Origin of the sequence: Methanosarcina sp., from assembly GCF_028693135.1 — an archaeon.
GTDB lineage: Archaea > Halobacteriota > Methanosarcinia > Methanosarcinales > Methanosarcinaceae > Methanosarcina.
The window spans coordinates 192,510-204,919 of the sequence record NZ_JAQUVZ010000001.1 but is presented as its reverse complement, the minus strand read 5'-3'; the positions used below and the strand labels follow the sequence as shown (position 1 = coordinate 204,919).

Here is a 12,410-nt window from a genome sequence, read left to right as displayed (position 1 = left end):
TAGTAACAAAATGAGTCTTATTGCTTGTCTTAATAACAATAAATATTTGGTGATTATTGTGAAACTCGGAGTTATTTCAGCAACTTTAAACGAAGATTTTACTGGAGTTCCTAATTATACATACAATCTTATAAGTGAATTAGATAATCTTATGGGCAAAGATTCACTTCATATGATAAATTATCAAGACGATCCTTTTTTTAAAAATATACATAAGTTTATAATAAAAAACCCATTAGGTTATTTGAGCAAGCTTTTTCCATTATCTTCTTACTTTTGGTATACTTATTTAGGTATGAAATTGAATGCCCAAAATTTTGACCTGGACATAGTTCATAATCCCTACCAAGTCCCTACTTTATTCAAATTTAAAAAACAGAAATATGTTGTTACTGTACATGATTTAATGCAAGTTATGTTCCCTGAAATGGTTAAGCCAAGTGTTTATTTTATCCAGAAGTTTTTTCTTCCTAAAACATTGAAATATGCGGATGCAATAATAACTGATTCCTATAGCACAAAAAATGATCTTATCACTTTATTCAAGATTCCTGAACATAAAATCAATGTAATATATTTGGCGGCAAATAATGAATATAAACTACTTGATTCTAAAGAAGTTGGTCAAGTAAAAAAAAGATATGGTATTGATTCTCCTTTCATTTTATATGTGGGATCTTTGAAACCATTAAAAAACATCTCTACTCTCATTAAATCATTTTACCATTTAAAAAAGAAAAATTTGCCTCACAAATTGGTCATTACCGGCAAAAGAAGATTGAAATACAAAGAAATATTCCGCCTAATTGATGAACTAAATCTTCAAAATGATATTATATTCACAGGATATGTAGATAAAACGGATCTTCCAGCATTATACAATGCAGCTGAGTTATTTGTCTCACCTTCTATATATGAAGGATTTGGTTTGCCTCCTTTAGAGGCTATGGCTTGTGGTTGTCCGGTAATTACCTCAAATACATCTTCTCTTCCTGAAGTAGTGGGTGATGCAGGAATTATGGTTGATCCATATGATGTTGATGGATTAGCAGATTCAATGTACGAAGTATTGACTAATGATCGTTTAAAAAATGACATGTCCAAAAAAGGATTAAATAGAGCAAAAATGTTCAGTTGGGAAAAATGTGCAAGAGAAACATTGAAAGTCTACGAAGAGGTTTTTGAAAAATGAAGATTGGAATTGTATCTGAACCTTTAAATCAACCTTTTACAGGTATAGGTAATTATGCTTTCAATTTAATAAGTACAATATCTGAAATTTATGGCACTAAGCATATTCGCTTAATAGATTATAACAATAAATCGTTTCATAACGATCCTAACTATCTAGTTATTCCTTATAATAAGACCTTTGAAAAATTATCGAAATCCTATTTGTGGTATTTAACCCTACCCTTGAAAAGAAAAGTAGTTAGAGAATTTGATATTGTGCATAGTCTTGCTCAATATCCAATGTATTATGTCTCTAAAAATCAAAAATATGTAATAACTATTCATGATTTGATACAGATGTTATTCCCTAAAGAAGTTCCAGTTGGTTCTTATTTGATTCGTAAATTCTTTCTTCCAAGAACTTTAGATCTCGCTGAAAAAATAATTACTGATTCGAATTGTACAAAACAAGACCTACTGAAATACTTCAAAATAAATGAAGATAAAATAATAGTAATACCACTTGCAGCAAATGATAAATTCAAATTGCTAGATTCAAAAGAAATTACAATTATTAAAACAAAATATCAACTAAATTATCCATTTATTTTTTATGTGGGTACATTTTCTCCTAGAAAAAATATCCCTACACTGATAAAAGCTTTTTATAATTTAAAATCGAAAAATATAGAACATAAACTAGTATTTGTTGGTAAGAAAGGTAACATGTACGATAAAATTATTGGACTTGTTTCCGAATTAAATCTCAATAATAATGTAATATTTATAGAAAATGTTCCTTCTGAAGACTTGCCTGCACTATATAACGCTGCAGACTTATTTGTTTATCCATCCTTATACGAAGGATTTGGATTGCCACCGTTGGAAGCTATGGCTTGTGGATGTCCAGTGATTACATCGAGTACATCTTCTCTCCCTGAGGTAGTAGGTGATGCAGGAATTATGGTTGATCCATATGATATTGATGGATTAGCAGATTCGATGTATAAAGTTTTAACCAACGAAGGTTTGAGTAAAAATATGTCTAAAAATGGGTTGGATAGAGCTAAAATGTTTAGTTGGGAAAAATGTGCAGAAGAAACGCTGAAAGTATATGAAGAAGTTTACACTAAATGTTGAAAAGTTAACTATAATTCAAATATATTAAGGAATTGATTAAAATGGAAATCGGTATTATTTCAGCAACCCTTCGTCATAATCACCGTACAGGGGTTCCAAATTATGTATTTAATTTAATAGAGGGATTAAATAGAATAAAATCTAAAAAAGATAATTTTTATTTAGTAAACTATGAACATAATATTTTGTTTTCAGATTTGCATGAGATCATATGTAAAAATCCATTAAATAATATTTCTCAAATGTATTTATGGTACTGTTATATGGTTCTAAACATTAACTCTCAAAATTGCAATATAGACTTAATTCATAATCCTTTTCAGATCCCTACTTATTTTAAATTTAAGAAACAGAGGTATATTATTACTATTCATGATCTCACCCCAATACTTTTTAGTAAAACTCACAGTCTAAAAAGATCGTTAGTTTATAAATTGCTTCTGCCTAAAACTTTGAAAACTGCAGATAAAATTATAGCTGATTCAAATAGTACAAAAGACGACTTGGTAAATTATTTTAACCTGCCTGAAAATAAAATAAAAGTGATCTACCTCGCGGCAGATAATAAGTTCAATATTTTAAAAGATACAGAAATTCAATCTATTAAACACAAATACAATCTTAATCTCCCTTTTGTTTTGTATGTAGGTACTTTAGAACCTCGGAAAAATATCGTCACACTTCTTAAGGCATTTTCGAAATTAAAAGAAAAGGTACATCATAAATTGGTTATTGTAGGAAACAAAGGCTGGAAATTCAAAGAAATATTTGAAACTGTAGATAAACTAGATCTTCAAAATTATATTATATTTACAGGTTATGTTCAGGATGCGGATTTACCTGCACTATATAACGCTGCAGACTTATTTGTTTATCCATCTTTATATGAAGGATTTGGATTGCCGCCATTGGAAGCTATGGCTTGTGGATGTCCTGTGATCACATCGAATACATCTTCTCTTCCTGAGGTAGTAGGTGATGCAGGAATTATGGTTGATCCATATGATATTGATGGATTAGCAGATTCGATGTATAAAGTTTTAACCGATGAAGGTTTGAGAATAAATATGTCTAAAAAAGGATTGGATAGAGCTAAAATGTTTAGTTGGGAAAAATGTGCCAAAGAAACATTCAAAGTATATGAAGAAGTTTATGCTCAATCAAAGGTATGATTATGAGAATGACTCTACATAATCCTCTTCAGATTAGTTGTTGGAACATTAGAAGCTTTCTGATCGTCATATTTTCCATCCAACTTTTCTTACTAGGTACGATTATTTTGGAATATATTGGATTAGAATTTCCAATTCTGAGACAATTAATTGGTTTTATATACCTCACACTAGTACCTGGTGTTCTCATTCTTAGAATCCTCAAATTACACAAACTCAGTAATATTGAAACATTATTATACAGTGTTGGGTTGAGCGTATCCGTATTAATGTTTATTGGATTGTTTATAAATATAGTATATCCGAATTTGTTTGGGCTCTCTAATCCAATTTCAGCTGTGCCTTTAATTGTCACTATAAGCATAGTTACAGCTGTCTTATGCATTACTTGTTATTTGAGCGATGAAGGAAATTCTGATTTTGATTTAATTGACATCGGTGAAATATTGTCTTTACCTGTCCTATTTTTGAGTTTAATACCCATTTTCACAATTATTGGAACTTATCTTGTAAATTTTCATCATAATAATATTTTGTTGATGTTAGTTATCTTTTTAATCGCAATTGTAGGTTTATTAATTGGTTTTGATAAGTTCATTCCACCAAAATTGTATCCATTTACTATTTGGATATTGTCAATTTCTCTAATATGGCACCGAACATTGGTATCTCAGTACATAAACGTATGTGATATTGTCGGTGAATATTACTTTGCAGACTTGGTTATCAAAAATTCATTTTGGGATTGGACACTTGTTGGAAATTACAATTCAGTTCTGAGCATCGTTATGCTTGCTCCCATCTATAATCAAATTTGTAATCTTGATCTGACTTGGGTATTTAAAATAATATTTCCTTCATTATATTCTCTTGTACCACTTGGAGTATTTTCTGTTTTTTTAAACGAAACAAAAAATAGCAAAGTTGCATTTTTATCGTCCTTTTTATTTATATCAATAGCTCCTTTTTATGGAGAAGTTGCAATTATTACAAAACAGTCAACTGCAGAACTATTCTTTGTTATCCTACTTCTTTTAATATTAAACAAAACAATGAGTAAAGCTAAAAGATCAACTTTGTTAATAATCTTTGCAGATTCATTGATTGTTTCTCATTATGGAACTTCCTACCTTTTTATGATTTCATTACTTTTTGTTTTATTCTTTTTGTATTTTACAGAACCTCAAAACAAATTACGCAAAATATTTCATTTTAAACTTAAAAAAGAAGATTTGATCTCAAACAACTTTAATATAATAAATAAATATGTGTCTATTAATTTTATACTTCTGTATGTCATATTTGCAATACTTTGGTACATGTATATCTCAAATTCGTCTACATTTATTAACGCCGTGCTTATCGGAAAATTTGCCGTAAACAGTATATTTTCAGAATACTTTAATCCTGAAGATTCAAGGGGGTTATATACAATAATGAGAGGCGAAGTCTCAACACTATGGTTCATAACCAAAATATTTTATTTAATCACTCAATTTTTTATACTTGTTGGGCTCGTCAAAACATTATTTAATTATAAAAGAACCAATTTTAGCAAGGTGTATCTCGGTTTTTCATTGTATTATTTATTATTACTTATAGCATCACTCATTCACAGTAGTTTTTCTGTAATGGATCCCCGTAGATTATATCAACTATCTCTTTTTACATTGGCACCTTTTAGTATTATGGGTAGTTTGATTGCTTGCAGAATCACATATGTAAGTTTTAATCTATTATGGACTACTAAATGTGAAACTAATTCTTTGAAGTTAGTATCTGTATTCTTGACAATATTTTTGCTGTTGAATACTGGATTTATTTTTGAAATTTCAAATGATCACGTTAGTTCAAATTCATTAAGTCAAGAATCATTCAGAATAACTAATAACTTTGATGATAAAGCTCGTTTTTATGGCTCCACTATTTTTACTCAGAATGTATTTAGCGGAAAATGGTTGGGTACAAATATGAATAAAAATCAAACAGTTTATAGGGGCGACGTGGTGCAAGGATTTCCATCTCTGACGATATATGGAAACATTGATCCCAAAAATATACTGGGTTTTAGTAACAAGTCAACAAATATCGACCCAGGTTATGTGCAATTGTCTTATGCAAATATAGTTGGAAATTTTGGATCAATTTGGTTTAATGACCTTCAGATCAGAGAATATTATAATTTTTCTGATTTATACCCACTTATTGATATTAAAAATAGAATCTATGATAATGGTGGCAGCGAAATTTTATTGGATTGATTTTTGGAAATATTATATCACAAAATCATTGATGGTGATGAGGTTATGGAAATCGATTATATATGTGGTTATAAAACGAAAGAGATATTTGGCATGCTTAAATTCCAAAAAAACATACAAAAAATATTAATTGATGTAAGGTTTAACAAAATAGAATATCCAAGAATATCGAGAAGAAGTGGGATATTGTTTAATAAATTTATGAAATATTTTGTATACCCTCTAATTGTTAAAAAAAGCATAACCGAGAATAATGTAAAACATATTTTTAGTCAAGAATGGGGATATTTATTAAATTATATAGAACTTGATAAATCTGTTATTAATTGTTATGATCTCATACCCTGGGTATATGAAAATAACCATTCTTTCTTTTGGAAATTAAATATCAAAGGATTAAATAAAGCAGATAAAATAATAACAATATCTGAATATTCTAAAAATGATATTATAAAACATTTAGGATATCCTGAAGATAGAATTCATATTATATACCCTGCTGTAGATCATGAACATTATTTCCCGAATAAAAGCAAAGAAATTTTAAAAAAATTCAATATTAATGAAAATGAATATGTTATATTATATGTTGGTTCGGAACAACAAAGAAAAAACGTTCCTTTTTTAATAAAGTCATTTGCTATACTAAAAAATAATCTCCCACATGTCAAATTAATAAAAATAGGTAAGCCCCAAAAACGCGGGAAAAGGGAAGAAAATTTGAATTTGATATCTAAATTAAATTTACAAAATGATATTTTAATTATTGATACTGTCCCAGAAGCCGATTTGCCAAGATATTATAATGCAGCTGATCTATTTGTTTATCCATCCTTATATGAAGGATTTGGGTTACCACCTTTGGAAGCCATGGCTTGTGGCTGTCCAGTTATAACTTCCAATACTTCATCACTTCCTGAGGTTGTGGGGGATGCAGGAATTATGTTTGATCCCTGTGATGTCGATGGATTGGCAGATTTGATGTATACAGTTTTAACTAATGAAATATTAAAAGAAGATATGTCCAAGAAAGGTTTAGAAAGAGCAAAACTTTTTACTTGGGAAATATCTGCTAGGAATACTTTGAAGATTTATGAGGATCTACAATAATTTAGTTTATAAATAGCTCACTGGGAGTTCCTCTCATTATATTATTTTTTAATGTTTATGGTGTTTTTGAGCCTAATACAAATCTAAGTATTCTTAATTCATCTCTGGTAATGATTTTCATAAAGTATATAGCTAAAACGTAGAAAGTCAGACCTATAATGCTTGCTAAAATCCACTCAATTTGTTTAAAGTAATAAATAACTAAAATAATAACGAAACTAGCAACTAAAGGTTTTACTATATTCTCAAATAAAGATAATTTTATTGAATCTCTTGAAATAAAGTAGTACATTAAAGTAAAACCTAATCCTTCTGTAATTACTGTTGCTACAGCTGCACCGATATATGAATAATGAGGTATTAAAATATAATTTAAGATTATATTTAATGTGGCATTTGAGGCAGTTACGTAAGTGACTATATGTTGTCTGTTAGCGGCCTGTAAGGCAGGCCCAAATAAAGAAGTTAAAAATATTATTGGTATTACCAACAATAAGACTTTAAAAGAATTGATACTCTGGGTATATTCAGGTCCATAAATAAATATGATTAATTTATCTGCAAAAGTGATTCCTAGTATAGTAATGGGCAGAGAAATAAGCAATAAGTATTTAAATCCTTTTGTGTACACCTCACAATAGCCTTTTTTTTCGGATTGTTCACAATATTTTGACATTAAAGGAAATATCGAACTCACGAATGCCGTTGGAATCAACATCAATCCGAATATTATTCTGTACGCTGCATTATAATAACCAACAGCAGAATCATTCTGCATTATTGATAACATGATTGTATCAATTTGAAAATATATAGTAACAAATATTGCAGTCAAGCAAAAAGGTAAAGCACTCTTTGTAGTGTCCCAAATAAATGAAAAGTCTATTTTTGTATTTTGTCTGTTGACTATTTTTGATGTCATAATATAGCTTAACATAACAGCAAACACACTTGAGATTAAATATGCAGAAACAATACTAACCAATCCATAATCATAATATATTAAATAGATAACTAAAAAGAAAAGAAATATTTTTTCAAGAATCCGAACAAATGTTTCGTATTCCATCTTTTCAAATGCTCTAAAGACTGCAATATAAAACTGATTAAAAGAAGTAATTATTACATGTAGGCCAACTATATACACCACTAATTTTGTGTCACTTGGATATTTCAATAGATTAATAATTATGATTAAAAGTATGAAAGAGGTTATTGATATTAGTAGTTTTAAATATGAGATATTTCCCAAATATTTGGCAACCATACTTTTGTTTTTTGCGATTTCTCTTGTTGCTAAAGTATTTAATCCAAAGTCAGATACGATTGCAAAAAATGAAGAAAAAGCAAAAGCAAAAGAGAATTTTCCAAAACCAACATCTTTCAAGTATCTTGCTATGTAAATTGTTAAAATAAATAATATAAATTTGGTTATTGTTTCAGCCAGAGTTAAATAAAAAGTATTTTTTGCAATGCGTTTTATATTATTCAATTTTAACACCAAAAATTAATTTATTATATCTTGACTTCTCAGATTGGACAGTTACTTCAGTTGATGTTATCGATTTCAATAGAGAGCGTCGGAAAAGTCGATAATTGCCAAAATTTTGGCACATTTAAGCATTGGCAATAAATTTCAAAAGGCCGCATGATCCATATTTTTTTATTGGATTTTTCGGTGCTGTGTGAATTTAGGTATAAACTTCCGACTTTTCCGACACTCTCCAATACAATCACTATATTTTGTCTATAAATCTTGTGGGCATTTACCCCTAAATGTGACAAGTCAAGATATATGATATGGATCTTAACTTTTTATTGCTTTATTTCATATCCCATTCCATCATCATCTTCACAAGTTCTTCAAAGCTTACTTTTGGTTCCCAGCCGAGTTTCTCCCTGGCTTTCGAGGGATCTGAAATTAATAGTTCCACTTCGGTGGGGCGATAGTATCTGGGATCTACTTCCACAAGGACCTTGCCTGTTGCCTTATCTTTTCCAATTTCATTTACTCCCTCGCCTTCCCATTCGATCTCAATGCCTGCTTCCTTGAATGCAAGCTCCGTGAACTCTCTTACTGAATGGGTTTCTCCGGTGCCTATGACGTAATCGTCGGGTTCTGTCTGCTGGAGGACTCTCCACATGGCTTCCACGTAGTCGCCGGCAAAGCCCCAGTCGCGTTTGGCGTTCATGTTGCCGAGGTATAGCTTGTCTTGAAGACCTTTTTTGATGTTTGCAACTGCGATTGTGATCTTTCGGGTTACGAAGGTTTCGCCTCTTCTGGGGGATTCGTGGTTGAAGAGGATGCCGTTGCAGGCGAATATGTCGTAGGCTTCGCGGTAGTTTACTGTGATCCAGTAGGCGTAGAGTTTAGCGACTCCGTAGGGGCTTCTTGGGTAGAAGGGGGTTGTTTCTTTCTGGGGGATTTCCTGGACTTTTCCGTAGAGTTCGCTTGTTGAAGCCTGGTAGAATTTTGTTTTCTTTTCAAGGCCCAGAATTCTGATCGCTTCGAGGATTCTGAGGGTTCCGAGGGCATCGGAGTTTGCGGTGTATTCCGGGGTTTCAAAGGAAACCTGGACATGGCTCTGGGCTGCGAGGTTGTATATCTCGTCGGGGTCGATATCGCGGATGAGCCTGATTATGTTTGAAGAGTCTGTGAGGTCTCCGTAGTGGAGATGAAAGTTGTTTTCTTTTTTATGGACGTCTGTACACAGGTGGTCTATGCGAGCTGTGTTGCTCAGGGAATTCCGGCGCTGCATCCCGTGTACGATGTATCCTTTTTCAAGGAGCAGTTCTGCAAGATATGCCCCGTCCTGTCCGGTGATTCCCGTAATAAATGCTACTTTTGACATCTTTTCACCATTATTCCCTTTGTAATAAAATGTATATTGTTAATTGTCAAAGTAAATTCATATCGTTTCTGGTCATCATCTTCACAAGTTCTTCAAAGGTAACCTTGGGTTCCCAGCCTAATATTTTTCTGGCTTTTGAAGGGTTTCCGACAAGTAGATTTGCTTCAACGGGCCTGTAGAACGCGGGGTCAACCTCTACTAAAATTCTGCCGTTTGAGGCGTTCTTCCCTACTTCATCGAGTCCTTCGCCTTCCCACTCGATTTCTATGCCCACTTCTCTAAACGCAAATTCCACAAACTCTCTTACCGAATGGGCTTTTCCGGTTGCAATAATGTAATCATCCGGCTTGTCCTGCTGGAGCATGAGCCACATGGCTTCCACGTAATCTCCCGCAAAGCCCCAGTCGCGTTTGGCATTCAGGTTCCCGAGATATAGTTTCTCCTGCAGTCCTTTTTTTATTCGGGATGCAGCCTTTGTGATTTTTCTGGTTACAAAATTTTCGGGCCGTATCGGAGATTCATGATTGAAGAGAATGCCGTTGCAGGCAAAAATATCGTAGGCTTCTCTATAATTTACACAAATCCAGTAAGCATAGAGTTTGGAGACTGCATATGGGCTTTTTGGATAAAAAGGAGTACTTTCTTTCTGCGGAATTTCTCCGGAATTGCCAAAGAGTTCTCCCGTTGAAGCCTGGAAAAATCGTGTTTTCTTTTCAAGCCCCAGGGTGCGTATTATCTCCAGAATTTTCAAAGGAGCCAGGGCATTGGTAAGTGTGGTATATTCAGGTTTTTCAAAAGAAATTTTTACGTTGCTTTGGGCTGCAAGGTTATATATTTCGTCAGGCTGGACCTCTTGAATAATTCTAATTAAATCTGCATAATCCGTTAAATCACTGTAGTGCAGGTGAATATCATTCTCATTCTTGAAGTTTGATTGAGGGGTCCCTCTCCTGATTCCGTGTACAACATAACCCCTGTTAATCAAGAATTTGGAGAGATATTTGCCGTCCTGGCCGTTTATGCCTGTGATCAGTGCAACTTTTGTCAGTTTATTCACCTCTACTACTATCGGTTTTCCATATTTATGATCAGATTTCTCAAATGCACCGAGCAACCTGATTATTCTGCAGAATTGAAGAATTACTTTCTTCCGTACACATCTTCAAACCTGACAATATCCGATTCTTCCACAAGTTCTCCGATCTGAACTTCAATAATCTCCAGTGGGATCTTTCCAGGATTTGATAGTCTGTGTTTATCCCCTGCCCGGATGAATGTGCTCTCTCCCGGTCTTACAAAAAATTTGTCACCATTCATCTGCACGCAGGCCATCCCCTTTACCACAACCCAGTGTTCGCTCCGGTGGTGGTGCATCTGGAGGCTAAGGCTGTGTCCGGGTTTGACGGTAATCTTTTTTATATTGTGCCTACCTGATTTTTCAAGTATGTTATACATTCCCCAGGGACGGTAGACAGTCTGACCGCTCAGGGCTCTTTCATCGTTTCTTGCTTTGAGCTCAGAGACAACTGCCTTTACTTTCTGGCTGCTTTCCTTTGGGCAGACCAGGAGGGCATCTCTTGTGTCTACAATTACCATGTCTTTTACATCGATCAGGGAGACCACTTTTTCAGGTTTTGAGTATACGAGGTTCCCGCAAGAATCGAGAAGGGTGGAGTCACAGTCGTTTATACAGTTTCCAGACTCATCTTTTTTGAATTCGTCGTGGATTGCGGCAAAGTTTCCAAGGTCGCTCCAGCGATGTTCCAGTTTGACCACGGCTACTTTATCGGACTTTTCCATTATGCCGTAGTCCACGGAAACGGAGGAGAGTTTTGGATAAATTTCACTAATCTCTTCTGTTTTGGAGTTTTCGGAAAATGCATTGTAGATTTCAGGGGCTAAGGTTTTGAGTTCTGAAAAAAAGACCTCTGTATCGAAAAGGAACATTCCGCTGTTCCAGAGGCAGCCTTCTTCAATGTATCTTTTTGCAGTTTCAAAATCCGGTTTTTCCCGGAATTCCGATACCCTGCAGCCGCAGCCATGAGCTTCAGCAGGTTTGATGTATCCGTAACCTGTGTGAGGGTGAGTAGGAGAGACGCCGAAAGTTACAAGGTACTCGGTCACCAGTTGTTCCGCATTACTGATCGTTTCACTTGAAGCGTGGTCAAGAACATGGTCTGAGGAGAAGATCCCAACAGTTGATTTTCCGAATTTCTTTTCTATCGCTTTCATCCCGAAGGTGATTGCAGGAAGAGTGTTTTTGCCCTCGGGTTCCAGAAGGACGTTTTCTTCAGGGATTTCATAGCCAAGCTCTTCGATCTGGCCAAGCACAAAGAACTTCTGGGCTACATTTGTTACAACAAAAACTTCTGAGATGTCTGAAAGTTCAAGGCAGCGAAGTACTGTATCCTGGAAAAGAGACTGATCTCCGAATTTCAAAAATTGCTTTGGGTACTGTTCACGGCTTAGAGGCCAGAGTCTTGAGCCGGAACCTCCTGCGAGGATCATCGTTTTCACTGTTTCCAACTCCTGTCTTTTTCACTGTCTTTTTTAATGGTTCATTTTTATGATTTCAGGCCGGATCCCGAGAATAATTACAATTTTCATTTTTTCACTGCATCCTTGCCGGGGAATTTATATTACTATCTGAATTTTTAGTGAATAACACTTTATAATTATTTAAGTTCTTTGGTTTCTGTTTA

At 33.7% G+C, this 12,410-nt stretch carries 9 protein-coding genes; 5 read left to right on the top strand and 4 right to left on the bottom strand.

The window, feature by feature from the left end:
• Positions 1–10: 10 nt before the first annotated feature.
• The 5 genes from PHF18_RS00780 (at position 11) to PHF18_RS00760 (ending at position 6,856) form a co-directional block, all read left to right on the top strand.
• Positions 11–1,192 carry a glycosyltransferase family 1 protein gene (locus PHF18_RS00780; protein ID WP_300097182.1) on the top strand — a complete coding sequence of 394 codons (1,182 nt, stop codon included), beginning with the start codon at positions 11–13 and terminating at the stop codon, positions 1,190–1,192.
• Complete coding sequence (locus PHF18_RS00775; RefSeq protein ID WP_300097180.1) at positions 1,189–2,313, top strand: glycosyltransferase family 1 protein; 1,125 nt, start codon at positions 1,189–1,191, stop codon at positions 2,311–2,313. Before PHF18_RS00780 ends, PHF18_RS00775 begins: the two co-directional genes overlap by 4 nt.
• Before the next feature lie 41 nt (positions 2,314–2,354).
• Positions 2,355–3,485, top strand: coding sequence for a glycosyltransferase family 1 protein (locus PHF18_RS00770; RefSeq protein ID WP_300097178.1), 1,131 nt, complete (start codon positions 2,355–2,357; stop codon positions 3,483–3,485).
• Positions 3,486–3,880: 395 nt separating this feature from the next.
• Positions 3,881–5,746, top strand: coding sequence for a DUF2206 domain-containing protein (locus PHF18_RS00765; RefSeq protein WP_300097175.1), 1,866 nt, complete (start codon positions 3,881–3,883; stop codon positions 5,744–5,746).
• A gap of 45 nt (positions 5,747–5,791) precedes the next feature.
• Positions 5,792–6,856 carry a glycosyltransferase family 1 protein gene (locus PHF18_RS00760; RefSeq protein WP_300097173.1) on the top strand — a complete coding sequence of 355 codons (1,065 nt, stop codon included), beginning with the start codon at positions 5,792–5,794 and terminating at the stop codon, positions 6,854–6,856.
• A gap of 55 nt (positions 6,857–6,911) precedes the next feature.
• Here the strand turns inward: PHF18_RS00760 and PHF18_RS00755 are convergent, their stop codons facing one another.
• The 4 genes from PHF18_RS00755 to PHF18_RS00740 form a co-directional block, all read right to left on the bottom strand.
• Entirely contained in the window at positions 6,912–8,348 is a 1,437-nt protein-coding gene (locus PHF18_RS00755) for a flippase (RefSeq protein ID WP_300097171.1), read from the bottom strand.
• 331 nt (positions 8,349–8,679) lie between these two features.
• Positions 8,680–9,708, bottom strand: coding sequence for a GDP-mannose 4,6-dehydratase (gmd, locus tag PHF18_RS00750; protein WP_300097169.1), 1,029 nt, complete (start codon positions 9,706–9,708; stop codon positions 8,680–8,682).
• 46 nt (positions 9,709–9,754) lie between these two features.
• A complete protein-coding gene (gene gmd / locus PHF18_RS00745) occupies positions 9,755–10,756 on the bottom strand; it encodes a GDP-mannose 4,6-dehydratase (RefSeq protein ID WP_300097302.1) in 1,002 nt (333 codons plus the stop codon).
• 92 nt (positions 10,757–10,848) lie between these two features.
• Entirely contained in the window at positions 10,849–12,216 is a 1,368-nt protein-coding gene (locus PHF18_RS00740) for a mannose-1-phosphate guanylyltransferase/mannose-6-phosphate isomerase (RefSeq protein ID WP_300097300.1), read from the bottom strand.
• Between the last annotated feature and the right edge of the window lie 194 nt (positions 12,217–12,410).

What these genes read in the sequence shown, in the direction of transcription:
- PHF18_RS00770 (WP_300097178.1), top strand. Translation starts at nt 2,355, where the DNA reads ATGGAAATCGGTATTATTTCAGCAACCCTTCGTCATAATCACCGTACA.
- PHF18_RS00775 (WP_300097180.1), top strand. Translation starts at nt 1,189, where the DNA reads ATGAAGATTGGAATTGTATCTGAACCTTTAAATCAACCTTTTACAGGT.
- PHF18_RS00780 (WP_300097182.1), top strand. Translation starts at nt 11, where the DNA reads ATGAGTCTTATTGCTTGTCTTAATAACAATAAATATTTGGTGATTATT.
- gmd (WP_300097169.1), bottom strand. Translation starts at nt 9,708, where the DNA reads ATGTCAAAAGTAGCATTTATTACGGGAATCACCGGACAGGACGGGGCA.
- PHF18_RS00760 (WP_300097173.1), top strand. Translation starts at nt 5,792, where the DNA reads ATGGAAATCGATTATATATGTGGTTATAAAACGAAAGAGATATTTGGC.
- PHF18_RS00740 (WP_300097300.1), bottom strand. Translation starts at nt 12,216, where the DNA reads ATGATCCTCGCAGGAGGTTCCGGCTCAAGACTCTGGCCTCTAAGCCGT.